The organism is Thermus sediminis, assembly GCF_003426945.1.
In the GTDB taxonomy this organism is placed as follows: Bacteria; Deinococcota; Deinococci; order Deinococcales; family Thermaceae; genus Thermus; species Thermus sediminis.
Genome location: NZ_QURO01000004.1, coordinates 1946879 through 1969204 on the forward strand (window position 1 = coordinate 1946879; position 22326 = coordinate 1969204).

A 22326-nucleotide genomic window follows, 5' to 3' on the forward strand; every position below is an offset into this window, starting at 1 on the left:
CTTCTTGATGGCGTGATCTCCATTCCCGGAAGCCCCTCCTCCCCACACAGGGCAATCCCTTGCGCCCGGTCTAGGCGGCCCGGGAGGTCTCCAGTCCGATCTCCCTCCCGGGCAGGAGCAGGCGCAGGGGCCTGCCCCCCAGGAAGAGGGCGTAGATGGGGGAAAAGCCCTCGGGGTTGGGGGCCTCCCCGGCCCAGAGGCCAGGTCGCTTTCCGCTACCCTGGCCGCCCCACCAGGGTCTTTGGGCAGGTCCACCCTCCTGTGGGCGGCGATGCGGTTGCGGTCCGGTGGGGCACTCCAGTTGCACCGCCCAGCCCTTGACCTGGCTCCTTTCTACCTCCAGCGTGACCCTAAGGCGTCGGTCTGGGCCGATGGCGACCTCCCGGCGATGGGCCATGGTCCCAGGCTACCCCGTCTGCATACCCTCTCACCCCCGAGGGGAGGCTTGGGAGGGGTCGGTTCTGGTGAGCCCCCTGGGGGTGGGGTGCAGGGGGTGCTTCGGGTCTGGTTTGTCCGCCGGGGGCTGGGTCACGCGCCAGCGTACGTTGGGGTGGCGAACCCGGGGCTGCCCTGCGGGAAGGCCAGGGAGATGGCCTATAGGCGGCTAGGGGATGCGGTATTGACCGGAGCTCCTGGCCCCAGACCCCCAGGGAAAGCGCTTCGGAAGGAGGGTGGGAACGAGGGGTGAGACTCCTGTGAAACCATCCTGCCGAAGGCCCGGGAAGCCTTTGCTACACTGAGGAAACGGGCCCGGGATCCCCCCGGTCGCCCAGGAGGAAGGATGCGCGCCCACATCATCACCTTTGGATGCCAGATGAACGAGTACGACTCCCACCTGGTGGCCAGCGAGCTGGTGAGTCTGGGGTGGGAGCTGGTGGACGCCGTGGAGGAGGCGGACTTCGTCTTGGTAAACACCTGCGCCGTGCGGGGCAAGCCGGTGGAGAAGGTCCGCTCCCTCCTGGGACAGCTCCGCAAGGAGAAGGAGAGGCGGGGCCTCCTCCTTGGGCTCATGGGCTGCCTGGCCCAGCTGGACGAGGGCCAGCAGATGGCCAGGAAGTTCGGGGTGGACATCCTCCTTGGCCCCGGGGCCCTCACCTCTCTCCCGGAGGCCTTGAAGCAGAACGAGCGCTTCTTTGACCTCACCTTCCGGGAGGACATCCTGGACTACATCCCACCGCCTCCTAAGGGGGCGCTTTCCGCCCACGTGACCATCATCCGGGGGTGCAACCACCACTGCACCTACTGCATCGTCCCCACCACCCGGGGGCCCGAGGTCTCCCGCCACCCGGACCTCATCCTGAAGGAGATAGAGCTGCTTAGGGAGGCGGGGGTGGTGGAGATCACCCTCCTGGGGCAGAACGTGAACTCCTACGGCAAGGACCAACCGGGCTTCCCCTCCTTCGCCGAGCTTCTGCGGATGGTGGGGGGGATGGGGATCCCCAGGGTGCGCTTCCTCACCAGCCACCCGGTCAACTTCACCGACGACATCATTGAGGCCATCGCCGAGACCCCGGCCATCACCCGCTACATCCACCTCCCCGTGCAGTCGGGCTCGGACCGGGTCCTCCGCCGCATGGCCCGGGAGTACCGCAGGGCCCACTACCTGGAGAAAATCCGGAAGATCCGCGAGGCCCTGCCCGACGCCGTCCTCTCCACAGACATCATCGTGGGCTTTCCCGGGGAGACGGAGGAGGACTTCCAGGAGACCCTCTCCCTCTACGACGAGGTGGGCTACGACCAGGCTTACATGTTCATCTACTCCCCCCGCCCTGGCACCCCCGCCTACAAACACTTCCAGGACCTGCCCCGGGAGGTGAAGGTGGAGCGCCTAAAGAGGCTCATTGAGAAGCAGAAGGCGTGGAGCTACCAGAGGAATCTGGAATGGGTGGGGAAAGAGGTGGAGGTCCTGGTCCGGGGGGTGGCCAAGGAGGAGGGGTACGTCCAGGGGCATGACCGGGGGAACCACCCCGTCCTCATCCCTGCCCACCAGGCCCCGACCCCTGGGCTCTACCAGGTGGAGATCAAGCAAGCCACGCCCCACCTGCTCTTTGGGGAGGTGGTGGGGACCCGGGAGCCCGGCCCCATCCCCTTGCCCGTGGCCTAGGAGGTGAGGGTGCGGGCCCTTCTCCCCCTTTCCGCCGCCTTGGCCCTCTTTCTGCTCCTCTTCGCTGCCTTCCGCTTTTCGGGCCTGGGTGGGGCCTTGGCCTTTTTGGCCGCGGGCCTCCTCTACCTGGGCGTGGCCCGCTGGCAGGGGCAGGCTCTCTCCAGGAGACCCTCCAGGGCGGCTCTGGAGCGGCTCGCCATGAAGGAAGCCTGGCGGCGGGGAGGGTATCTCCTCCCTGCCCACCTTGCCCCTTTCCTGCCCGAGGGGGAGGCCAAGGACCTTCTGGAGGCCCTGGCCGCCCGGGGGCTTTGCCGGAGGGAGGGGGAAGGCTACAGGTTCTAACCACTCCGTTGGGGCTTCTGCCGCAACAGGGCCCCGGTGAGCAAGGGATAGGGTTGGCGGAGTGGGGTGGGAGGTTCTTTGGGCATCCTCCTGGTGGGCGCAGGGGTGGCAGGGGCGGCCTTGGCCCTGGCCCTAAAGGAGGCGGGCCTGCCCTTCCTCTGGCTGTCTGAAGAGGTGGGGGGGGCCAGCCGGGTCCCCGTGGCCCTGGTAAACCCGGTGCGGGGAAGGCGGGGGGTCTTGGTGCCTGAAGGGGGGGAGGCCTTGCAGGCTGCCCGTGCCCTTTACGGCCGCTACGCCCCCCTCCACATGGGCCTCCTCCGCCCCGTGCCCGAGGGGGAACGGGAGGCGTGGGAAAGGCGCCTAAGGGGGAGCGGCCTCCGCTACCTCTGGCGCAGGGAGGGGCTTTACCTCCCCGAGGCCTTCTGGCTGGAGCCCGGGCCCTTCTTGGAAAGGGTGTGGGCGGAGCTGGGCGGGGTAAGGGCCCGGGTGGCGGCCTGCGCCCCGGGGGAGGTGGTCCTGGAGGGGGGGAGAAGGCTCAGGCCGGAGGTGGTCCTCTATGCCGGGGGGGCCAAGGGGGCAGGGGTCTTTGGCCTTTCGGGCCGGTTCGTAGCGGGGCTGGAGCTTCTCCTCGCGGAGTACCGGGAGGAGGCCTTAAGCTACCGGGTCTTCCTAGCGGGGTGGGCCCTTGGGGGAAGCTACCTGGACCTCCCCGGCTACGATGAACCCGAGCCCCAGGAAGGGGAGACGGCCTGGCTTCTTGAGGGGGCGGAGGCCCTTCTGGGGTACAGGCCCCAGGTGGCCGGGGTCTGGCGGGGGGTGCGCTTCCGCAGGCCTGCCCCCTTAAGCCCGATCCCCGGGGGATACGCCCTCACGGGCTTTGGCTCCACGGGGTTCCTCCTCGCCCCCCTCTGGGCCAAGAGGTTGGTCCAGGCCTTAGGCTAAGGCCATGGGCTACTCGGGCGCGGTCCTTGCGGGGGGGGCCTCGAGGCGGTTCGGGGAGGACAAGGCCCTCTTCGCCTACCGGGGAAGACCCCTCTTGGCTTGGGTGCTGGAAAGCCTTTCGGGAGCAGGAGAGCGCTTCATCGTGGCGAACCGCCCTTACGAAGGCTTCAGCGTCCCCGTCTACCCCGACCTCCTCCCGGGGGCGGATAGCCTCTCCGGCCTCCACTCCGCCCTCTTCCACGCCCACTTCCCCTGGGTGGCCGTGGCCGCTTGCGACCTCCCCTTCCTTACCCGGAGTTATTGGGACTTCCTCTACGAGAAGGCCCTCGCTTCCCCCTACCCGGTGGTGGTGGCCCGCGCCAAGGAAGGGCACCTGGAGCCCCTGGCCGCCCTGTACCACAGGGACTGCCTGCCCCAGGTGGAGCGGCAGATCCGGGAGGGGGACTTCCCCGTGCGCCGGGTCATGGAGGCCTTGGGGGCCACCTACGTCCCCTTCCAAGAGGTGGCGGCGAGGTTTGGGGAGAAGGTCTTCCTCAACGCCAACCGCAAGGAGGAGCTCCCCTAGGCCCCCGCTCCTGGCTGGGGCCTCTCCCCGGCAGGGAGGGGGGGAGGGGAGGGAGGAAGGAGCAGGAGCCTCAGGACTTCCCCCACCTCCTCCACGAAGGTGATCTCCAGGTCCTTGAGGATCTCCTCGGGCACCTCCTTGAGCTCCGGGGCGTTCTCCTTGGGGAGGAGGACCTTGTAGATCCCCGCCTGGTGGGCGGCCAGAAGCTTCTCCTTCACCCCCCCGATGGGCAGGACCTTGCCCCTCAGGGTGACCTCCCCGGTCATGGCCACGTCCATGCGCACGGGGCGGCCCGTGAGGGCGCTGGCCAGGGCGGTGGCCATGGTGATGCCCGCCGAGGGCCCATCCTTGGGGATGGCCCCTTCGGGAACATGGATGTGGAGGTCAAAGTCCTTGTGGAAGCCCTCAGGTAAGCCCCACTCCTCCCGGTGGGCCCTTAGGTAGGTGAGGGCCGCCTGGGCCGACTCCTTCATGACCTCCCCCAGGTTCCCCGTGAGGTTCACCTTGCCGGTGCCGGGCACGGCCATGGCCTCGATGGTGAGGAGGGTGCCCCCGTAGGGGGTCCAGGCCAGGCCCTGGGCTAGGCCCACCTGGGGCTCCCTCTCCGCCTTGTCGGGGCGGTACTTGGGCACGCCCAGGTAGCGCTCGAGGTCGGGGGCATCCACCACCCGCACCCCTTCCCAAGGGGATTCCAGGAACTCCTTGGCCGCCTTCCGGGCCACCTTGGAGAGCTCCCGGTCCAGGTTCCTCACCCCCGCCTCCCGGGTGTACTCCTGGACGATGCGCTCAATGGCCCCATCGGTGATCTCCAGCCTGCCTTCCAGCCCCGCCTCCTTCACCTGGATGGGCCAGCGGAAGTGGCGGGCGATGGCCCGCTTTTCCTGCAGGGTGTAGCCGGGGATCTGGATGACCTCCATGCGGTCCAAAAGGGGCTTGGGGATGGTGGAGAGGGTGTTGGCGGTGGTGATGAAGAAGACCTTGGAGAGGTCGTAGGGGACGTCCAGGTAGTGGTCGGTGAAGGTGTGGTTCTGCTCGGGATCCAAGACCTCCAAGAGGGCCGAGGCCGGGTCGCCCCGCCAGTCGGAGGAGAGCTTGTCGATCTCGTCCAGGAGGAAGACGGGGTTCACCACCCCCACCTGCCGCATCCCCTGGATGATCTTGCCGGGGAGGGCCCCGATGTAGGTGCGGCGGTGGCCCCTGATCTCCGCCTCGTCCCGCACGCCTCCCAAGGAGATGCGGTGGAAGCGGCGGTTCATGCTGCGGGCGATGCTCTTGCCCAAGGAGGTCTTGCCCACCCCGGGGGGACCCACGAAGCAGAGGATGGGGGCGTGCCCCTTCACCTCTTTGCCCTGGGTGAGCTGGCGCACGGCCAGGTACTCCAGGATGCGCTCCTTCACGTCTTTGAGGCCGTAGTGGTCCTCATCCAGGACCCTCTTGGTGACGGCGATGTCCAAGGTGTCGGGGTCGGCCTCGCTCCAGGGGACCTCGAGGAGCCATTCCAGGTAGGTGCGGCTCACCGTGGCCTCGGGGGAGCCGGGTTGCATCCTTTCCAGGCGCTTGAGCTCCTTTAGGGCCTTGTCCTTGACCGCCTCGGGCATGCCCTTCTTCTCTATGCGCTCCCTGAGCTCCTCTATCTCCGAGAGGAAGTCCTCGCCACCCCCGAGCTCCTTCTGGATGGCCTTCATCTGCTCCCTGAGGTAGTACTCCCGCTGGTTCTGGTCCATCTGCTCCTTGACCCGGGCAGCGATCTTCCTGTCCAGGTCAAAGCGCTCCAAGTCGCGGAGGAGGAGGGCCAGAACCTTCTTCAGACGCTCCTCCGCCCCAGGGGTCTCCAAAAAGTCCTGCTTTTCTTCCAAGGACCAGGTGGCGTAATGGGCCACCAGGTCGGCCAGAATGGCAGGGTCCAGGGTGCTCTTCACCGCCTCCTGCTGGTAGCGGTCCAGGCGCAGGGTCTTGTGGTTCTGCAGGTAGCGTTCAAAGGCCTCCTGCACCTCGTTCACCAGGACCCGGGCGAGGCCTTTGTCCTGCAGGGGAGGCTCGGGCAGGATCTCCCCCACGGCCCGGAGGTAGGGGGCGGCCACGTAGGTTAGGAGGCGGGCCCGGTTCCGGGCCTCCACCATCACCTGCAAGGTACCGTCGGGCAGGCGCATGGCCTGCTTGACCACCGCCAGGGTGCCCACGGCGTAGAGGTCCTCCGGGGTGGGGTCGTCCACCTCAGGGTCCCGCTGGGCCACCAGAAAGAGGTAGCGGTCGGCGTTCAGGGCCTCTTCCACCGCCCGCTTGCTCTTGGGGCGGCCCACGTCCACCCCAGTGGTGGTGTGGGGAAGGATGAGGGTGTTCCTAAGGGGCAGGACGGGGAGTTCCAGGCGAAGCTCCTTCATCTACCCCCATGATACGGGATGCCCTAGGCCCAAAGGGACCCAGGGGCACAAAGGGTCTAGAGGCCCAGGACCACGTGGGCCCTCATGTTGCGGAAGATAAGGGTGACGGGGGTGGAGGGTAGCCCGCTGGCCTTGATCCCAAGCCAAAGCCTACCCGTCCTGATGCCCTCGGCCAGCCTGGTTCCCTGGAGCGTAAAGGGCGTCGTCCGGCTGTTTTGGAAGCGGGCCTCGCCCACCCTCTCGTCCTCGGGGCCGATGGGGCAGAGGTAAAGGGTGGGTTCTACCCCGATCCCCTGGGGGGCGAAGGGGAGGCCAGGGGACCTGCAGTCCGGGTCCTGCCCGGGGTCTTGGGTGCGGGCGTAGAACTCCAGGGTGAGGCTTAGGGGCTGGGAAGCCTCGAGGACCCCCTCCACCCGGAGGCCCCGGACCACGCCCAAGGCAGGAGGGGCGAAGGCGAGAGGGTCCTTGGGGTAGGCCACACGCTCCCCCGTGTCCGCAAGCCCCGGCAGTTCCAGGGTTTGGTCGGGCAGGTTCACGGTAAGGGCCACCGAACAGGCAGCAAGGAGGAGCGCTAGGGGCCACAGGGCTCGCCGCATGGGGAAAGCTTACCATGGGGAGGATGCACCGCCTCCTCTTCCTCCTGGAGCCCGAGAAGGCCCACGGGCTCGCCCTAGAGGCCCTCTCCCTCTGGTCGGGGTGCGGGCCCCTCCTGGAGGTCCCGGCCCGCCTCTTCCGGGTGGAGGACCCGGGGTTAAGGGTGGACGCCTTGGGCCTAACCTTCCCCAACCCCCTGGGCCTGGCGGCGGGGATGGACAAGGACGCCAGGGCCCTCCCCGCCTGGTGGGCCCTGGGCTTCGGCTTCGCCGAGGTGGGGACCCTCACCCCCAGGCCCCAGGAAGGAAACCCCAGGCCCAGGCTCTTCCGCCTCCCCGAGGACCGGGCCCTCATCAACCGCATGGGCTTCAACAACCGGGGAGCGGAGGAGGCGGCGGGAAGGCTTAGGGCCTTCCGCGCCCGGGGGCTTCCCTTCCCGGTGGGGGTGAACCTGGGGAAGAACCGGGACACCCCCCTGGAAAGGGCCTTTGAGGACTACCTCCTGGCCCTGAAGGCCCTGGAGCCCCACGGGGACTACTTCGTCTTGAACGTGAGCTCCCCCAACACTCCCGGGCTTCGCGCCCTACAGGAGGGGCCCTTTTTGGACGAGCTCCTCGCCCGCCTCCGCCCGGCCACCCCTAAGCCCCTCCTCCTCAAGCTCTCCCCGGACCTCTCCTTCACGGCCCTGGACGAGGCCCTTTCCTTGGCCAAGAAGCACGGGCTCCAGGGCCTGGTGGCGGTGAACACCACCCTGGCCCGGGAGGGCCTGAGGAGCCCCCTGGCCCGGGAGGCGGGGGGGCTTTCCGGGAGGCCCCTCAAGGGGCGGGCCCTCGAGGTCCTGAGGCACTTGGCAGGGGGGGCGGAAGGGATGGTCCTCATCAGCGTGGGGGGCATAGAGACTCCCCAGGATGCCTGGGAGCGCCTGAAGGCGGGGGCTAGCCTGGTCCAGGCCTACACGGGCTTTGTGTACGGGGGGCCCTTCTTCCCCAGGCGGCTCCTAAAGGGCCTCCTAAGAATCATGGAGGCGGAGGGGGTGGGCACCCTCCAGGACCTCAGACGGTGAGCCGGCAGCTGGAAAGCTCCAGCTCCACCGGGGAGACGTGCCTATAGGCCCCCTCCCGGCGCAGGTGCAGGACCAAGAGGGTGTAGGGGTCAAAGACCACCACGTCCTTGACCCCTTGGGAGAGGTAGAAGCGGGGGGCGATCTCCAGGTCCTTGGCCTCGTAGCCCCGGCTCACCACCTCCACCACCGCTTCGGGAATCTGGGTGATGGCCTCGTCCAGCTCCTCGGGCTCCCGGCAGAAGATGGCGATGTCGGGGCGCTTGTAGGAGCCGTCGGGAAAGCGTACGTAGACGTCGGCCACGTGGATGCACCCGCAGGCCCCGCCCTCCTTGGGGCGGATGTTCTGGCGGATGCGGTCCACGGCCTTCTGGTGGCGGTAGGTGGGGTGGGCCTCCCAGAGGGGAAGACCGCCCACCCACTCCAGCCTTAGGCCCACCTCGTCCGCTTCCAGGAGCTTCTTCAGCACGCACTCATTCTACCCGGTGGACCACCCGCCCCTCCACCAGGGTGAGGGCCGGCCACCCGGCCAAGACCCAGCCGGCCCAGGGGGAGTAGCGGGCCTTGGAGGCGAAGCGGCTGGGGTCCACGGGGGCCTCCTTGGGGTCCAGGAGGACCAGGCTGGCCTCGGCCCCCTCCTCCAGGTGGAGGGGGGCTAGGCCCAGGACCCTCCTGGGCCCGTCGGTAAAGAGCTCCACGAGCCTTGGGAGGGGGAAGCCCCGCCTCAGGTGGAGCTCGGTGTAGAGGAGGGGGAAGGCTATCTCCAGGCTGGGGATGCCGAAGGGGGCCCTTAGGAGGTCCCACTCCTTCTCCGCCAGGGTGTGGGGGGCGTGGTCGGTGGCGATGGCGTCCAGGGTCCCGTCCAGAAGCCCCTCCAGAAGGGCCTCCTGGTCCTCCTCCGTGCGGAGGGGCGGGGCCACCTTGAAGAGGGGGTCAAACCCCCTTAGGGCCTCCTCGGTAAGGGTGAGGTGGTGGGGGGTGGCCTCTGCGGTCACCGGGAGGCCCGCCCGCTTGGCCTCGCGCACGAGCTCCACCCCCCTCTTGGTGGAGAGGTGTTGGATGTGGAGGTGGGGCCTGGCCTTTGAGCGCCTTAGGGCGTAGCGGAGGACCTCGAGGTCCCGGGCGATGCGGGCGGCCTCGGCCTCGGGGGGGTTTCCGGGAAGGCCCAGGCGGTGGGCCAGGGGCCCGTCGTTCATCACCCCGTTCCGCCTCAAGGAGGCGTCCTCGGCGTGCACGGCCACAGGGAGGCCCAGGGGGGCCGCCTGCAGAAGCCCCGCCGCCAGCACCCCGGCGTCCTCGTTGGTGCGCCCGTCGTCGGTGAGGAGGGCCGCCCCCGCCTCCTTTAAGGGCCCCGCCGGGCTCAGGGTCTTCCCCTCCTGGCCCAGGGTGAGGGCGGCCCCGGGGTGGAGCCGGGCCAGGCCCAGGTGCCGGGCCTTCTCCTTGAGGGCCAGGACCGCTTCCTCCGTGTCCACAGGGGGCTTGGTGTTGGGCATGGAGACCAGGTCCGTGTACCCGCCCCGCACCGCCGCCAAAAGCCCCGTGGCCAGGTCCTCCTTCACCTCCTCCCCGGGCTCCCGGAGGTGGGCGTGGAGGTCCAAGAAGCCCGGGGCCAGGAGCTTCCCGGTGCCGTCCAGGACCAAAGGGGCCTCCCCCCCTTCCAGGGAGAGGATCCGCCCCCCGCCGATCAGGACGTCCAGGGGGCCCCGCTCTCCCCGGGCGTCCACCAGTTTCACGTTTTTGATCAGGATCATCGCTCCCTCCCCACGAGGAGGTGGTAGAGCACCGCCATGCGCACGGCCACGCCGTTTTGCACCTGCTGGGTGATCAGGCTCCTGGAGGAATCCGCCAGGGTGCCCGCAAGCTCCACGTCCCGGTTCATGGGGCCGGGGTGGAGGAGGGGGGCGGTGGGCTTGGCCCGGGCAAGCCTCTTTTCCGTGACCTGGTAGCGGGCGATGTAGTCCTCCAGGTGGATAAGCCCTCCCTCCATCCGTTCCCTCTGGAGCCTTAAGACCATGACGGCGTCCGCCCCCTCCAGGGCCTCCTCCAGGTTTGGGGTGAGGCGGGCCCCGGGGAGGCTTTGGGGGAGGAGGCTAGGGGGCCCTGCGCAGAAGACCTCGGCCCCGAGGAGGGGGAGGAGCTCCGCATTGGACCGGGCCACCCGGGAGTGGAGGATGTCCCCCACGATGGCGATCTTCCTCCCCTCCAGGCTGCCTAGGGCCTCGAGGAGGGTGTAGGCGTCCAGGAGGGCCTGGGTGGGGTGGGCCCTTTGGCCGTCCCCCCCGTTGATGACCACCCCCTTGACCCATCGGGCCGCCTGGTGGGGCACCCCGGCGGCGTCGGCCCGGATCACGTAGGCGTCCACCCCCATGGCCTCGAGGGTGAGGAGGGTGTCCTTGTAGCTTTCCCCCTTTTGGAGGCTGCTCGTTTGGGCAGCGAAGGAGACCACGTCGGCGGACATCCGCCTCGCTGCTAGCTCAAAGGAGGTGCGGGTGCGGGTGGAGGGCTCAAAGAAGACCGTGGCCACGGCGAAGCCCTGGAGGGCGGGGACCTTCTTGATGGGCCTCTCCAGGACCTCCCGCATCACCTTGGCGGTGTCCAGGAGGCTTTCCACCTCTTGCTTGGTCCAGCCCTGAAAGTCCAGAAGGTGCCTCATGGGGCCTCCTTTTCCCAAAGCTCCACCCGGTCCTCCCCGTCCACCTCCGCCACCTTGACCTTGACCACCTCGCTCCTGGCCGTGGGTACGTTCTTGCCCACGAAGTCCGCCCGGATGGGAAGCTCCCGGTGCCCCCGGTCCACGAGGACCGCCAGGTAGATGCGCCTGGGCCTCCCCAGGTCCATGAGGGCGTCCAGGGCGGCCCTGACCGTGCGCCCCGTGTAGAGGACGTCGTCCACCAGGACGATGGCCTTGCCCGTGAGGTCAAAGGGGATGCGGGTCTCCCGCACCTGGGGCCTATGGCCGATCTCCGAGAGGTCGTCCCGGTAGAGGGTGATGTCCAGGAGGCCCACGGGGACCTCCTTGCCCTCAAACTCCCCGATGAAGCGGGCGAGGCGCCTCGCCAAGGGGATGCCCCGGGTGTGGATGCCCACCAGGGCCAGCCCCTCCACCCCCTTGTTGGCCTCCACGATCTCGTGGGCGATGCGGTAGAGGGCCCGCCGCATCTCCTCGGCGTTTAGGAGCTCCGCCTTGAAGCGCACGCTCCACCTCCAAAAAAAGGGGAGGCCGAAGCCTCCCGGTCCTTCTCCTGTCGCCGCACCCTAGGTTCTCGCATCTCCCCTCCCTTTCCGGCCTCGCGGGACCGGTTTAAAGGCCAGGCTCACCTTACACCCTAGGGTTCCAAAGTGCAACGGCCCCCGCCCAAGGCCTGGACGGGGGAGCCCAGGTGGACAAGGCTTAGGCGGCCTTGGGCGTTCCCCGGGCTACACTGAGGGCCAGGACCCCCACCAGGATGCCCACGATCACCGCGTTCCACATGGCGCCCGTCATCCCGCTAAACCCCAGGATCCAGGGGGATAGGATGAGCCAGACGCCCAGGATCACGTTGACCCATTCCTCCCACATGGGGCCACCCCGGAGGTGCAGAAGGGTCATCAGCCCCACCACCACCCCGATGATGACCGCGTTCCACATGGCCGCAGGGGTACCGCTAAAGCCCAAGAGCCACGGGGAAAGGATGAGCCAAACGCCTGGAACAAGGTTGGCCCCGTCTTGCCAACGCCGCATAGACCCTCGCCTTCTTTTGACACGAGTTAAACCCCCTTGGCTCTGCGAAATGGTGCGTTAGATCACTTTCCTGGACCCGGGGCACCGAGATAGCGCCAGGCCGTCCAGAGGAGGACGGCGGCGAAGACGAACCTTAGGCCCCCCTCGGGCAGGAGATGGGCCAGCTCCCCCCCTAGAAAGGTGCCCAGGAGGACGCCAGGGACGAGGCCTGGCACCAGGAGCCTCTCCACGTTGCCCAGGCGGAAGTGGGCGTAGGCCCCCACGAGGCTGGCGGGCACCATGGCGAGGAGGCTCGTCCCCTGGGCGGTGTGCTGGGCCATGCCCAGGAGGAGGACCATGGCGGGCACCATGACCGTCCCGCCCCCCACCCCCATCATCCCCGAGAGGAAGCCGGTGAAAGCCCCCGCTAGGAGGAGGGCGAGGTCCTGGGCCACCTCCCCCCGCACCAGGCCCACGGGGGCCAGGTAGGGTCTGAGGAGAAGGGCCAGGGACACGAAGAGGAGAAACCACCCAAAAGCCCGCTTGAGACGGGCCTCCGGGAGGCTGTGGGCATAGCGGGCCCCGTAGCGGGCGGTGAGGATGGCGGTGAGGGCCAAAAGCAGGCCCGCCTTGGGGTCCAAGGAGCCCTGGAGACCGTAGGCGAAGGCCCCCATGAGGCCGGTGAAGAAGACGGCCACCAGGCTGGTGCCGTGGGCCTTGTGCTGGGAGAGCCCCAAGGCCCCCACCATCAGGGGGATCATCACCGTCCCCCCGCCCAGGCCCACCAGCCCGCCGAAAAGCCCGCCCAAGAAGCCCACCAGGAGGCTCATGGGCCTATGCTACCGGGTTGGGGGGCTCCTGGCCCTTGAGGACGGAAAGGAGGTTTTCCACCGCCATCTCGGCCATGCGCTCCCGGGTGCGCCGTCCGGCGGAGCCCACGTGGGGGGTGAGGACGGCGTTCTTGCGGGCGTAAAGGGGGTGGCCCAGGGGCAGGGGCTCGGGGTCGGTCACGTCCAGCCCTGCCCCGAAGAGGTGGCCCTCCAGGGCCTCCACCAGGGCCTCGGTGTCCACTAGGGCCCCCCGGGCGGTGTTGAGGAGGATGGCCCCCCGCTTCATGGCGAAGAGCCTTTCCCGGTTCAGGAGGCGGTGGGTTTCCGGGGTCAGGGGGGCGTGGAGGGAGACGATCTCGGCGGAGGCCAGGAGGTCGTCTAGGGGGAGGTGGGGGTAGGGGAGGGGCTTCTCGGTGCGGCTATGGTAGACCACCCGCATTCCAAAAGCCTCGGCCCGTCTGGCCACCGCCTGGCCGATCCGGCCCATGCCCACGATCCCCAGGGTAAGGCCCCCAAGGTCTAGGCCCAGGAGGAGCTCGGGGTGCCAGGCCTGCCAGCGCCCCTCCCGGGCGTAGTCCACCCCCTCCACCACCCGCCGGGCCACGGCCAGGAGGAGGGCCAGGGTGAGGTCGGCGGTGGCCTCGGTGAGGACCCCGGGGGTGTGGGTGACCCGGATGCCCCGCTCCCGGGCGGCCAGGAGGTCCACGTGGTCCACCCCCACGCTGTAGCAGGCGATGACCTTGAGGCCTGGCCCCGCCCGGTCCATGACCTCCCCGTCTATCCGGTCCTCCACCGTGGGGATGAGGCCCACCACCCCCTCCACCTTTTTTAGGAGCTCCTCCCGGGGGAGGAGGAGGCCCTGGTAGACGTCCACCTCGAGGCCCTCCTCCCTAAGCCGCTCCAATGCGGGCCCCGGTAGGGTGCGGGTGACGAAGACCCTCATGCCCCGGCGAAGGAAAGCTCGGCCACGGCCACTGTGGGGCTCCCGTAGGCCGCGTCCAGGAGGACCCAGTCCAGGTCGTTCCCCACGGCCTCCACCGCCTGGAAAAGCTCCAGAAGGTTCCCGGAAACGGCGAAGTTCTCCACGGCGTGCCGGACCTCCCCCTCCTCCACCCAAAGCCCCAGGGCCTGGAGGGAGAAGTCCAGGCTCACGGGGTTGGCCCCGGCGTGGAGGCCCATGAACTCGGTGACCACCACCCCCTCCGTGAGCCTCAGGTCCCCCACGGGGGCCAGGTAGAGGTTGCTGGGGGCTACCCCCAGGGTGCCCTTATAGCTCCTGCTGGCGTGGCCGGTGTTCTCCTGGCCCAGGGCCCTGGCGGTCTCCGAGTTGTGGAGGAAGGTCCTGAAGATGCCCCCCTCCACCACCACTGTGGGCCGGGCCGGGGTGCCCTCGGCGTCAAAGGGACGGGAGAGGAGGCCCTTTTCCAGGGTGGGGTCGTCTATGAGGGTGACGAGCTCGCTCCCAATCCGCTCCCCAAGCCTTCCCCAAAGGCGGCTTTTCCCCTCCAGGGCCGCCTTACCGGAGAGGGCCTGGGCGAAGACCATGAGGAGGCTCGCCATGGCCTCGGGCTCCAGGTAGGCCCGGTAGCGGCCCGTCTTCAGGGGCTTGGCCCCCAAGAGCCTCCCCGTCTTTTCCCGGAACTCCAGGGCGGTGCGGCCGGGCTCCAAGGTGTGGAACTCCTTGCCAAGCTTCACCTCCCAGCCCTGCTTGCGGCTTTCCCCTTCCGCCATGACGAAGCTTCCCATGAGCCCGGCAAGCCCCGTGCGGTAGCCCCCTTGGGCACCCTGGGTGCTCTCTAGGACCACCCTTGCTTCCCGCTCCAAGTACCCCCCCATGAGGACCGCCCTGACCCTGGGGTCTTCCTGGAGGGCCTTTTCCAGGCTCAGGGCCGCCTGCCTTTTGGCCTCGAGGGGGGCGGAAAGCCCCTCCCCCAGGAGGTCGTGGCTCCCCAGGGGCTTCCCCGGGGGGATGGCCCCCTCCTTGGCGGAGAGGAGGGCGTTTTCCCGGGCCTCCTCCAAGGCCCAGTCCAGGGCCTCCTGGGAAAGCTCCTCGGTGTAGGCGTAGCCCACCCGGCCCCCAGCCACCACCCGGAGGCCCACCCCGCCCTGCCTTGCCTCCTTGAGCTCCTCTAGCCTCCCTCCCTGGGCCCTTAGGGAGAGCTCCCGGTTTTCCACGAAAAGGAGCTCGGCCTCGAGGCCCAGCTCCTTGGCCCGCCTGAGCACGTAGCCCTTGGCCTCTTCCAGGGTCATGCCCGACCTCCTACCACGATCTCCGAGACCAGCACGTGGGGCTGGCCCACCTCCACCGGCACCGCCCCGGAGAGGCTTCCGCACATGCCCGGGGCGTTTTCCCAGTCGTGGGCCACGGCCACCACCCGCATGAGGGTTTCGGGGCCCTTGCCCACCAGCATGGCCCCCCGCACGGGCTCCTCTATGCGCCCCTTGCGGATGATGTACCCCTCCTGGACGGCGAAGTTGTACTCCCCGCTTCCCGGCTTCACCTGCCCGCCCCCCATCTCCTTGGCGTAGAGGCCGAACTCTATCCCCTCAAAGAGCTCCTCCGGCCTCTTGTCCCCAGGGGCGAGGAAGGTGTTGCGCATCCTGGAGGTGGGGGCGAAGGTGTAGTCCTGCCTGCGGCCCGACCCCGTCATGGGGTAGCCCGTGAGGAGGTGGCCCAGCCGGTCCACCATGTAGCTCTTCAGGATGCCCCCCTCAATGAGGACCGTGCGCTCCGTGGGGCGCCCCTCGTCGTCCATTTCGGTGGAGCCAAAGGCGTGGGGGAGGGTGCCGTCGTCGATGTAGGTGACGGCGGGGCTGGCGATCCGCTCCCCCAGCTTGTCGGAAAGGACGCTGGCCTTCTTGGCCACGCTGGTGGTCTCTAGGAGGTGGCCCACCGCTTCGTGGAAGAGGACCCCGCCGAAGCCCGGCCCCACCACCACGGGGAAGGTGCCCGCGGGGGCGGGCTTGGCCCTTAGGTTGGTGAGGGCCTGGCGGGCGGCCTTTTCCCCCACGGCCTTGGGGGGGTAGAGGTCAAAGAGCTCCAGGCCCACGCTCTTCCCAGGCCCGGCGTAGCCCGTCTGCACCTCAGCCCCCTCCTGGGCCACCGCCAGGACGAAGAGCCGGGTCCTGACCCGCCTTTCCTCCGCCAGGACCCCTTCCGTGTTGGCGATCAGGACCTCCGCTTCCCACTCCAGGAGGCTCGCCTCCACCTGGCGGATCTCCGGGGCGATCCGGGCCCCGGCCTCGGCCTCCAGGAGCCTTTCCAGGCGGTAGCGCCTGTCCTTCTTCCCGTAGGGAATCTGGGGAGCGTGGAGGCCCTTGGGGACTTGTTTGCGGAAGTCCAAGCCCCCCCTGCCCTGCCCGTCCACCTGGCCCAGGGCCCCCTTGGCCCTAAGGAGGGTTTCCAAGGCCTCCAAGAGCCCCTCCTCCGTGAGGTCGTTGGTGTAGGCGTAGACCACCTCGGTGCCGAAGAAGAGCCTTATCCCGGCCCCGTAGTCCAGGCCGCTTAGGGCCTCCTCCAGCCTTCCCGAGCGCACCGTCATGCGCCTTCGCTTGGCGCGCTCGGCGTAAACCTCGGCGAAGTCGGCCCCGCCCCTAAGGGCCTGGCCCAGCACTTTTTCCAGGAGAGCGGGTTCCAGCATGCCCCGAGTCTACCCGGGGGCTGACCCGCCGGTCAACCGCTAGGCGGAGGACGGCCATCTCCAGGGCGAGCCAGGGGTCCTTGCCCCCTTGGCCCGGCGCTCCGCCGCTATCAGGGTGTCCAGGGCCTGGCGGAGGGCTTCTTGGTCCAGCTTCCTCGCCTCCTCCAGGGCCCTCTTGGCGGCGTAGGGGTGGGTCCCGAGCCGGGCCAGGTCCCCCTCGGTGGGCTTTGGGGTCTCCCTTAGGAGGAAGAAGGCCTTGGCCAGGAGGCCAAACTGCCAGGCCAGGGCCCCTAGAAGCCTCAGGGGCTCCTCCCCCTCCTCCTTGAGGCGCCTGAGGCGGCCCAGGGCCCCCTTGGGGTCCTTCTCCAGCACGGCCCGCACCAGGTCAAACCCCGTGACGGGGGGCCTCAGGGCCACTGCCTTCTCCACCTTCTCCAGGGTGAGGGGCGGGGCGAGGAGGGCGATCTTCTCCAGCTCCCGCTCCAGGGCCTCCAGGTCGGCCTCGAGGCCGGCCAGGTACTGGGCCACCCCGGCGGGGAGCTTTAGGCCCAGGCGCCTGGCCCGGTTCTCCAGGTGCCTCAGGAGGTCCTTCCCTTTGGGGGTGGGGAAGTCCCGCCGCTCCCTCTCCCGGTAGAAGGCGGCCCGGGCGGGGCTTGGCCTAGGGTCTAAGAGGAGGACCGGCACGTTTTCGGGAACGTTTTCCAGAATGAGCTTTAGGGCCTTCCACTCCTCCTCGGTGACCCCCCTCAGGTCCAGCATGGCCCCCCGCCCCCAAAAAGCCCCGGGGCCAGGGCCTCGGCCAGGGCCTCGGGGGTGGGCTCTATGAAGCGGGAAAGCCCATGAAGCCCCGCCTCCTGGAGGAGGGCCTCCCGCGCCAAAAAGGGGTCCCCGGTGAAGGCGATGAGCATCTAGAAGGCGTTTAGCCCCGTGATCTCCCGGCCCAGGACCAGGGTGTGGACCTCGTGGGTGCCCTCGTAGGTGTAGACGGTTTCCAGGTTGAGCATGTGGCGGATGGCGTGGTACTCCAGGGTGATGCCGCTTCCCCCCAGGATCTCCCGGGCCAGGCGGGCAGCCTCCAGGGCCTTCCTCACGTTCTGCCTCTTGGCCAGGGAGACCTGGGCGGGCCTAAGCTTCCCCTCGTCCTTGAGGCGGGCAAGGCGCCAGGCGAGGAGGAGCCCCTCCGTGTGCCAGGCCAGCATCTCCGCCAGCTTGGCCTGGACCAGCTGCTTCTTGGCGATGGGCTCCCCGAAGGCGGTGCGGCTCCCTGCGAAGGCGAGGGCCTCGGTGTAGACGGCCTCCAAGGCCCCCATGGCCCCCCAGGCGATGCCGAAGCGGGCCTGGGTGAGGCAGGAGAGGGGGGCCTTGAGGCTCTCCGCCTTGGGCAGGCGCAAAGCCTCGGGCACCCGCACCCCCTCTAGGACCAGTTCGCTGGTCACCGAGGCCCGGAGGCTCATCTTGTGCTTCACCTCCCGGGCCTGGAAGCCCTTGCTGTCCGTGGGGACGATGAAGCCTAGAACTCTTCCCGCCTCGTCCTTGGCCCAGACGATGGCGATGTGGGCCAGGTTGCCGTTGGTGATCCACATCTTGGTGCCGGTGAGGACCCAGGTGTCCCCTTCCCGCCGGGCCCGGGTCTTCATGTGGCCGTAGGGGTCCGAGCCCCCGTCGGGCTCGGTGAGGCCGAAGCACCCCACCATCTCCCCCCGGGCGAGCCTGGGGAGGAACTCCCGCTTCTGGGCCTCGCTGCCGAAGGCGTAGATGGGGTACATGACCAGGGAGCTCTGGACGCTCACAAAGCTCCTCAGGCCCGAGTCCACCCGCTCCAGCTCGTAGGCCATGAGGCCATAGGCGGCGCTGGACACCCCTGCCCCCCCGTACTCCGGGGGCAGGGTGGGGCCTAGGAAGCCCATCTCCCCAAACCTGGGGATCAGGTGGGTGGGGAAGACCCCTTCCTCCCACCAGTCCCGTATGTGGGGCAGGGCCTCCTTCTCCAGGAAGCGGCGGGCGGCCTTTCCGATCTCCCTCTCCTCGGGGGTGAGGAGGTCCCCAATGGCGTAAAAGTCCAGCATGGCGCACCTCGAGGGGAGTCTACCCCAACTCCCTCACCCAGACCTCGTGGATCACGGGGCGGCCCCGGTAAGGGGCCCAGAAGGGGCTGGCCTTTTTGGCGTAGAGGCGGAACCCCAGGCTCCGGTAGAGCTTCCGGGCCGTCTCATTGGCCCGGGTGGTGGAGAGCTGCACTCCCTTGATGCCGCGGACCTTCAAGCATTCAAGGAAGGCCGAGAGAAGCGCCTTCCCCAAACCCTTACCCCGGGCCTTGGGGTCCACGGCGATGTGGAGGTGGGCGGGGTAGCGTCCCCTTGGGGCCTTGGGCCCGGGGTAGAGGAGAAGGCGGAGGAGGTAAAGGAGGTGGGGGAGGATGGGCCCGTACCGGCCCAGGAGGAGGCGGAGGAGGACAAGGGGAAGCCTCGAGACCAGGTCCAGGCCCAGGGGAAAGGTGGCGCAGGCTCCCAGGATATAACCCAGCACCTCCCCCTCCACCTCGGCCACCAAGGCGCAGCACCCCCGGCGCAGGTAGGGAGCCACGAAGAGCTCACCCCAAAGCTCCCGGCTGGGGAAGACCGCCTTGCCCTCCCGGCCCAGGAGGAGGGTTTCGTGGGAGAGGCGGGCGATCTCCGCCAGGTCTTCCTCCTTGGCCGGGCGCACCTGGACCACAGGGCCAGTCTAAAACCCCTTCCGGTAGAATGCCCCCCGTGCGCCGCCTGGCTCCCTGGCAGTGGCTGCTTCTGCTCCTGCTCCTCTACGTGGGGGCGACAGAGGCCTTGAGGCTTTGGCTAGGGTTGCTTTGGGCCGAGCGCCTGGGGCTCCTCCTCGCCGCCCTAGGGGTTTGGGCCTTCATCAACGGCCGCTTCGTCTTCGCCTACTACCACGCTCTCCTGGCCTCGGCCTGGGTGCGCCGCCTACCCCTTTTCGCGCCAGGGCCTGGGGAGCGCCTCCTGGTTCTCGCCCCCCACCCCGACGACGAGGTCCTGGCGGCGGCGGGCCTCATGCGCCGCGTCCACGGGGCGGGCGGGCGGGTGAGCGTGGTCTACCTCACCTCGGGGGATGCCTTTGACCTGGCGGCGGGAAGCCCCCTTCCCTCCAAGGAGGCCATGCGCCGGCTGGCCCTAAGGCGGATGGTGGAGGCCTGGCGGGGGTTGGAGGCCCTGGGCCTTCCCCGGGAGCGCGCCCTCTTCCTGGGCTTCCCCGACCAAGGGCTTTTCCAGCTCTTCACCACCCACTACTACCTGGCCTACGAGAGCCCCCACACGGGCCTCGAGGCCGTGGCCTACCCCGGGGTTTACCGCCCGGGCCTTCCCTACACGGGGAAGGTCCTGGAGGCCACCCTGGTGGAGATCCTTCGCGAGCTTAGGCCCACCCGCATCCTCCTGCCAAGCCCTCTGGACGCCCACCGGGACCACCAGGCCACCGCCTACTTCGGCATGCGGGCGGCGGCCTCCTTGGGGCTCGAGGGGCGCCTGGAGTACTACGTGATCCACGGGGGCTACCAGTACCCCTTGCCCAAGGGCCTCCACAAAGGGCTTCCCCTCTACCCCCCACCCCGGGGCCGGGGGCTTCCCTGGCGGCGGTTTCCCCTTTCCGAGGAAGAGGTTCTCCTCAAGGAAAAGGCCATCCGGGCCCACCGGAGCCAGATGCGCCTTTTGGGGCGCTTCCTCCTCGCCTTCGTGCGGCAGAACGAACTCTTTAGCCCCCTCCCCGTTCCCGCCAAGGAGGTCCTAACCTCAGAGGAGGGCTGGACCGCCCTCGAGGAGCGGGAGGTCCTCTAAGCCCTCCAAGCCGAACGCTAAAAGCCCTCCCTGGTGCCTTGGGGCTGGAGGCTAGCCACGGGCCAGGTAGGAGAGGAGGGCCGCCTTGGGGATGGTCCCTTCCCGGAGGACCTCCCCCGTGCGCAGGTCCACCACGCTGGAGGCCAGCCCCCCCGCCTCCCCGGGGAAGACGAAGTCCACGGGGAAGGCCCGGGCCTCCTCCTCGGTGCCCACCGGGGGGAGGCCGCTTTTGTTCAGGCTGGTGGCCGCCGCATACCCTCCCACCCCCCGGAGGAGCTCCCGCAAGGCCCCGTGGGCGGGCATCCTCAGGCCCACGGAGCCGTCCTGGCTGATCCAGGAGGGGATGCCCCGCCCCGGGACCACCACGGTGAGCCCCCCCGGCCAGAAGGCCTCCGCCAGGCGCAGGAACCGCCCCTCCAGGGGGCCCAGCTGGGCCAGTTGGAGGGCGTCCTCGAGGTCCGCCACCAGGACCTGGAGGGGTTTTCCCTCCCCACGCCCCTTCATGGCGTAGATCCGTCGGCAGGCGGCCTCGTCCTCCATCCGGGCCAGGACCCCCCACACGGTGTCCGTGGGGAAGGCCACCAGTCCGCCCCTCTTCAGGATCTCCGCCGCTTCGGCCAACTCCTTCTGGTATACTTCGGCCATGCCGGTCTACCAGTATAAGGCTCGCGACCGTCAGGGCCGCCTGGTGGAGGCTACCATTGAGGCCGAGGACCTGCGCACCGCAGCCCGCCTCCTTAGGGACCGGGGCCTCTTCGTGGCGGAGATCAAGGAGCCCGGGCGGGGGCTCCAAAGGGAGGTGCGCCTGCCCGCCCTGGAGCGGGGTCCTGGGCTCAAGGACCTCGCCATCTTCTCCCGCCAGCTCGCCACCATGATCGGGGCCGGCCTCACCCTCCTCCAGTCCCTGGCCATCCTGGAAAAACAGACAGAAAACAAGAAGTTCCGGGAGATCCTCAGGCAGGTGCGCGGGGACATAGAAGGCGGCATGGCCTTCTCCGACGCCCTGGCCAAGCACAAGCTCTTCTCCCGGCTCTACGTGAACCTGGTGCGGGCGGGGGAGACCTCGGGCGGCCTGGACGTGATCCTGGACCGCCTGGCCGCCTTCTTGGAGAAGGAACTGGAGCTAAGGGGCAAGATCCGAAGCGCCATGACCTACCCCGTCATCGTCTTCGTCTTCGCCGTGGGCGTGGCCTACTTCCTCCTCACCGGGATCGTGCCCCAGTTCGCCCAGATCCTCAGGGACCTGGGCTCGGAGCTTCCCCTCCTCACCCGCTTCCTCATCGCGGTTTCCGAGTTCTTGAGGGCCGCCACCCTGCCCCTTCTCCTCCTCTTCGTGGCCCTCTTCTTCGCTTACCGCTGGTACTACGGCACCCCCCAGGGGCGCAAGGTCATCGACCGCATCAAGCTGAGGATCCCCGTCTTCGGCAACCTGAACCGCAAGACCGCCGTGGCCCGCTTCTCCCGCACCCTGGCCCTCCTCCTGGCGAGCGGGGTCAACATCCTGGAGTCCTTGGACATCACCAAGGGCACTGCGGGCAACAGCGTGGTGGAGGGGATCGTGGACCTGGCCAAGAACAAGGTCCAGCAGGGGGAGCCCCTGAACCTCACCCTGGCCCAGCACCCCTTCGTCTTCCCCCCCATGGTGAGCTCCATGGTGGCCATCGGCGAGGAGACGGGGGCCCTGGACACCATGCTCTCCAAGATCGCCGACTTCTACGAGCGGGAGGTGGACGAGGCGGTGGCCAGCCTCACCGCGGCCATTGAGCCCCTGATGATCATCTTCCTGGGCGTGATCGTGGGCCTGATCGTGGCGGGGATGTTCCTGCCCCTCTTCCGGATCATCGGGACCCTCTCCGCGCAATAAGCCCCTCGGCCACCTCCGGGGGGACCGGCATCACGGAAAGCCGGTTCCCCCTTTTGACCAGGGGGTGGTCTGGGGGGAAGAGGCGTTTGAGCTCGGCTAGGGGGATGAGGGGCCAGGCCTCGAGGAAGGCCACCTCCACCGTGTACCAGCGGGGCCTTTCCCGGGTGGCCTTGGGGTCAAAGTAGGGGCTTTGGGGGTCAAACTGGGTGGGGTCGGGGAGGCCGGCTCGCACCACCCGGGCCAGGCCCGCGATCCCCGGGGGGTTGGCGCTGGAGTGGTAGATGAAGCAGAGGTCCCCTTCCCGCATCCCCATCAGGTAGTTGCGGGCCTGGAAGTTCCGGACCCCGTCCCATATGGCCCGTCCCTCCCGCCTCAGGTCCTCTATGCTGTAGGTCTCGGGTTCGGTCTTCAGGAGCCAGTAGGCCACGTTCCAAGTCTAAAGGTCCCTTTAGCCTCCTCCAAGCTCCTCTAGGGGGGTC

Annotated in this window: 23 protein-coding genes and 1 pseudogene; 7 read left to right on the plus strand and 17 right to left on the minus strand. The window is 68.7% G+C overall.

The features are described from left to right. Window positions 1-70: 70 nt before the first annotated feature. Entirely contained in the window at window positions 71-397 is a 327-nt protein-coding gene (locus ATI37_RS11720; RefSeq protein ID WP_198665560.1) for a hypothetical protein, read from the minus strand. Window positions 398-781: 384 nt separating this feature from the next. On the opposite strand from ATI37_RS11720, the gene miaB reads away from it, so the two are divergent. The 4 genes from miaB to ATI37_RS11085 all read left to right on the plus strand — a co-directional run bounded on the left by miaB (window position 782) and on the right by ATI37_RS11085 (window position 3953). Next, entirely contained in the window at window positions 782-2104 is a 1323-nt protein-coding gene (gene miaB, locus ATI37_RS11070) for a tRNA (N6-isopentenyl adenosine(37)-C2)-methylthiotransferase MiaB (protein ID WP_117238392.1), read from the plus strand. 9 nt (window positions 2105-2113) lie between these two features. Beyond that, window positions 2114-2446 (plus strand): hypothetical protein, encoded by a 333-nt coding sequence (locus tag ATI37_RS11075; protein ID WP_117238393.1) that lies wholly within the window; start codon window positions 2114-2116, stop codon window positions 2444-2446. A 78-nt stretch (window positions 2447-2524) separates the two neighbouring features. After that, window positions 2525-3388, plus strand: coding sequence for an FAD-dependent oxidoreductase (locus ATI37_RS11080; RefSeq protein ID WP_117238394.1), 864 nt, complete (start codon window positions 2525-2527; stop codon window positions 3386-3388). A 4-nt stretch (window positions 3389-3392) separates the two neighbouring features. Beyond that, window positions 3393-3953, plus strand: a complete 561-nt coding sequence (locus ATI37_RS11085) for a molybdenum cofactor guanylyltransferase (protein WP_117238395.1) — start codon at window positions 3393-3395, stop codon at window positions 3951-3953. Here ATI37_RS11085 and lon read toward each other — a convergent pair. Further along, window positions 3950-6334, minus strand: a complete 2385-nt coding sequence (lon, locus tag ATI37_RS11090; protein ID WP_117238396.1) for an endopeptidase La — start codon at window positions 6332-6334, stop codon at window positions 3950-3952. The two genes, ATI37_RS11085 and lon, sit on opposite strands and share 4 nt — an antisense overlap. A gap of 56 nt (window positions 6335-6390) precedes the next feature. Further along, window positions 6391-6930: a hypothetical protein gene (locus ATI37_RS11095; protein WP_117238397.1), complete on the minus strand. Its 540-nt coding sequence runs from the start codon at window positions 6928-6930 to the stop codon at window positions 6391-6393. 23 nt (window positions 6931-6953) lie between these two features. On the opposite strand from ATI37_RS11095, the gene ATI37_RS11100 reads away from it, so the two are divergent. Continuing rightward, window positions 6954-7991: a quinone-dependent dihydroorotate dehydrogenase gene (locus tag ATI37_RS11100; RefSeq protein ID WP_117238398.1), complete on the plus strand. Its 1038-nt coding sequence runs from the start codon at window positions 6954-6956 to the stop codon at window positions 7989-7991. Here ATI37_RS11100 and ATI37_RS11105 read toward each other — a convergent pair. The 12 genes and pseudogenes from ATI37_RS11105 to ATI37_RS11160 all read right to left on the minus strand — a co-directional run bounded on the left by ATI37_RS11105 (window position 7981) and on the right by ATI37_RS11160 (window position 18871). After that, on the minus strand, window positions 7981-8457 hold the full coding sequence (locus ATI37_RS11105; RefSeq protein ID WP_117238399.1) for a Uma2 family endonuclease: 477 nt from the start codon (window positions 8455-8457) through the stop codon (window positions 7981-7983). The two genes, ATI37_RS11100 and ATI37_RS11105, sit on opposite strands and share 11 nt — an antisense overlap. A 4-nt stretch (window positions 8458-8461) precedes the next feature. Further along, entirely contained in the window at window positions 8462-9739 is a 1278-nt protein-coding gene (locus ATI37_RS11110; RefSeq protein WP_117238400.1) for a dihydroorotase, read from the minus strand. Continuing rightward, the gene (locus ATI37_RS11115) at window positions 9736-10641 is read right to left on the minus strand and encodes an aspartate carbamoyltransferase catalytic subunit (protein WP_117238401.1); all 906 of its coding nucleotides are present in this window, start codon (window positions 10639-10641) and stop codon (window positions 9736-9738) included. The genes ATI37_RS11110 and ATI37_RS11115 overlap by 4 nt, the downstream gene beginning before the upstream one ends. Next, window positions 10638-11183 (minus strand): bifunctional pyr operon transcriptional regulator/uracil phosphoribosyltransferase PyrR, encoded by a 546-nt coding sequence (pyrR, locus tag ATI37_RS11120; RefSeq protein WP_117238402.1) that lies wholly within the window; start codon window positions 11181-11183, stop codon window positions 10638-10640. Before pyrR ends, ATI37_RS11115 begins: the two co-directional genes overlap by 4 nt. A 196-nt stretch (window positions 11184-11379) precedes the next feature. After that, window positions 11380-11709, minus strand: a complete 330-nt coding sequence (locus ATI37_RS11125) for an SPW repeat protein (protein WP_117238403.1) — start codon at window positions 11707-11709, stop codon at window positions 11380-11382. 62 nt (window positions 11710-11771) lie between these two features. Beyond that, window positions 11772-12518 carry a sulfite exporter TauE/SafE family protein gene (locus ATI37_RS11130; protein ID WP_117238404.1) on the minus strand — a complete coding sequence of 249 codons (747 nt, stop codon included), beginning with the start codon at window positions 12516-12518 and terminating at the stop codon, window positions 11772-11774. Between the two features lie 4 nt (window positions 12519-12522). Continuing rightward, window positions 12523-13461 carry a 2-hydroxyacid dehydrogenase gene (locus ATI37_RS11135; protein WP_117238405.1) on the minus strand — a complete coding sequence of 313 codons (939 nt, stop codon included), beginning with the start codon at window positions 13459-13461 and terminating at the stop codon, window positions 12523-12525. Next, window positions 13458-14768 carry a TldD/PmbA family protein gene (locus ATI37_RS11140; RefSeq protein WP_117238406.1) on the minus strand — a complete coding sequence of 437 codons (1311 nt, stop codon included), beginning with the start codon at window positions 14766-14768 and terminating at the stop codon, window positions 13458-13460. Before ATI37_RS11140 ends, ATI37_RS11135 begins: the two co-directional genes overlap by 4 nt. Then, window positions 14765-16159, minus strand: a complete 1395-nt coding sequence (locus ATI37_RS11145) for a TldD/PmbA family protein (protein ID WP_117238407.1) — start codon at window positions 16157-16159, stop codon at window positions 14765-14767. The genes ATI37_RS11140 and ATI37_RS11145 overlap by 4 nt, the downstream gene beginning before the upstream one ends. Further along, window positions 16113-17067, minus strand: a pseudogene (gene holA / locus ATI37_RS11150) (DNA polymerase III subunit delta). Before holA ends, ATI37_RS11145 begins: the two are co-directional and overlap by 47 nt. Continuing rightward, window positions 17068-18225 (minus strand): acyl-CoA dehydrogenase family protein, encoded by a 1158-nt coding sequence (locus ATI37_RS11155; protein ID WP_117238408.1) that lies wholly within the window; start codon window positions 18223-18225, stop codon window positions 17068-17070. Between the two features lie 19 nt (window positions 18226-18244). Further along, window positions 18245-18871 (minus strand): GNAT family N-acetyltransferase, encoded by a 627-nt coding sequence (locus tag ATI37_RS11160; protein ID WP_117238409.1) that lies wholly within the window; start codon window positions 18869-18871, stop codon window positions 18245-18247. 38 nt (window positions 18872-18909) lie between these two features. Here ATI37_RS11160 and ATI37_RS11165 point away from each other — a divergent pair, with 38 nt between their 5' ends. Further along, window positions 18910-19983, plus strand: a complete 1074-nt coding sequence (locus ATI37_RS11165) for a PIG-L deacetylase family protein (RefSeq protein WP_117238410.1) — start codon at window positions 18910-18912, stop codon at window positions 19981-19983. Window positions 19984-20034: 51 nt separating this feature from the next. Here the strand turns inward: ATI37_RS11165 and ATI37_RS11170 are convergent, their stop codons facing one another. Beyond that, window positions 20035-20628, minus strand: coding sequence for an L-threonylcarbamoyladenylate synthase (locus ATI37_RS11170; RefSeq protein WP_117238411.1), 594 nt, complete (start codon window positions 20626-20628; stop codon window positions 20035-20037). Between ATI37_RS11170 and ATI37_RS11175 the strand changes: the two genes are divergently transcribed. After that, a complete protein-coding gene (locus ATI37_RS11175; protein ID WP_117238412.1) occupies window positions 20627-21847 on the plus strand; it encodes a type II secretion system F family protein in 1221 nt (406 codons plus the stop codon). The genes ATI37_RS11170 and ATI37_RS11175 overlap by 2 nt on opposite strands. On the opposite strand, the gene ATI37_RS11180 is transcribed toward ATI37_RS11175, so the two are convergent. Next, window positions 21822-22274, minus strand: coding sequence for an EVE domain-containing protein (locus ATI37_RS11180; RefSeq protein WP_117238413.1), 453 nt, complete (start codon window positions 22272-22274; stop codon window positions 21822-21824). The two genes, ATI37_RS11175 and ATI37_RS11180, sit on opposite strands and share 26 nt — an antisense overlap. Between the last annotated feature and the right edge of the window lie 52 nt (window positions 22275-22326).